Here is a 2,026-nt window from a genome sequence, read left to right on the forward strand (position 1 = left end):
ATCATCCACCGATCCTTTAGCACCATTCAGGCATGTCAATATATCACTACCCCGTATACCTTGCTCGTTAATAGCCCCCTGTCCGTTCCAGATACCCGACCAATGCACACCTCCGGCAAGACGAGTATGAATTGCAGCAACATCTGTTATGGCCATCCTCTCGTTATCCAGGTAGTAGGGAATAAGGTACTTACTCTCTGTTTTATTATGATTGAGCGTATCTTTCCCGTTTGAAACGAAAGCATAATCTGCAGGATAATCATTGTTGATCCTGAAACTCTTATAGCGTACGAAATATTCTCCGTCATCACTTTGGAGTGTCCAGGCTGCAAGCCGTTGCTCACTGCCATCAGCATCGCCGAGCAACAAGGCTTCTAAGTGTATGACTTCCATATGACGATGAGGAAGATAAACAACTAATTCATGCCCTTCCCCCCCCGTGCTGTTGTTGCTGGTATTACCTTCAGGTCCGTCTGAAGCGCGGGGGAAAATAATCGTGCCAACCCATAACTTTTGATTTTTGCTGGCGGCCAGTTCAATCAGTTCATCATATAAAGAGAGATTTCGCGTCGAGCTCGTCATTGCTGGCTTACATTTATAACGCTGCTCTTTCAGGGAGACAGGCGTACCTGAACATGCCGTAATTGCCGGGAAAGGGTCGCCTTTCTGATAGGGTTTCGCATTAATGATGGGCAGGCCCCAGTCTCCTTCTTTACCGCCACTCACCCAGCTGTAATTGGCTTGTGTATCATAGTGAAGGTAGTGTTCTGAGAAATCAAAATTGTCATCTGTTATCTCCGGTAAACGCTGGGCAGGAACCTGTCCGGAAGAGGATTCTATATACATAATATTTATTGCAATTGGCAGGGAGTTTTTCTCCTCATAGGAATATTTGTCACCACTTCGGGTATATCCAAAAAAATTAGCAATAGGCAACGCAAGGGGCATATCCAGCGGTTGTGCTGTACCGCCACCGCTATCAGATTCAGCAAATTTGAACACGCCTCCTTTAGGTATCGTGGCCGAAAAGCTATTAACCGATACTATATTCAAGAAAATGAAAAGCAGAATTATTTTTTTCATCATACACCCCTTTAAAAAGAACCACTTGCGCCCATTTTCCCTAATGTATCCGAAAGGGCGAACAGTGCTGCGAAAACCCAAATCACACAGCCACCCAGTACAAGTGTCGAAAGTGATTTCAATAGCCCGGCTAGTTTTTTAATATATTCCTGAACATGTTCTCTGGACTTCGCTGAAACAGAACTAAGCACCTCATTAAATGAAGGTAATTCTGCATACAAGCTAATGTTAAGCAGCGTTTCAGGACCGAATAATCCTGTATTCAATGCATCCCCGTAACCCAGCCCAATAGCCATTTTCTCGCGCATGCCATTGATATGATGCTTCAGCCATCTGTTAGAGTTTAAGAGGATAATGGCGAGTCCGTCATTTAAAGGAATGCCATTTTTTAACATCAACGCAAGGTTGTTTATAAATATCGAGGCGACAATTTGTTTATAGGTCGAAAAGGGAAGGATCCGATCCAGAAATTTATTTCTGAACTGACCGCTAAAGTTGGAAATAATCGTCTTAATGAAAAAGACTGTCACCGTAATAACAATCAGTATATAAATCCACAGGCCGGCCACCAATGCTTTCCCGAAGGTATATAATGATTGTGTCACGCCAGGCCATTTGTTGACGGGAACGACACTTTCGAAAGCCGGGAAAACTTTCATCGAATATCCTGCGATGACAATAAGAGAAAGAATCATCATAATCACCGGGAAAAGCACGGCGGAAATAAGTTTGCTTTTCAACTCACTGTTATAGTTTATGACATTGACGAGCGTCATAAAGCCATCAGCCAGACTGCCGCTCTGCTCGGCCGCGTGAATAACGCTAAGTTCACTTTGGGGAACCAGACCATCAAACATAACGGCAATGGAGGCACCTTTAAGACCTGCCTTCATATTATTGGTTAACACGGAAATATTCTTCGCAAAACCCGGGCCTAACAGGC

Annotated in this window: 2 protein-coding genes; both read right to left on the minus strand. The window is 44.0% G+C overall.

What is annotated here, in order from left to right:
- The coding region (locus tag AC1DUO_RS24410) for a hypothetical protein (protein ID WP_477989171.1) at window positions 1–1,083 on the minus strand (1,083 nt) is incomplete at its 3' end.
- An 11-nt stretch (window positions 1,084–1,094) separates the two neighbouring features.
- On the minus strand, window positions 1,095–2,026 hold a 932-nt coding region (locus AC1DUO_RS24415; protein WP_477989172.1), incomplete at its 5' end, for a type II secretion system F family protein.

It is taken from the genome of Rahnella sp. P4_A8, assembly GCF_056402435.1.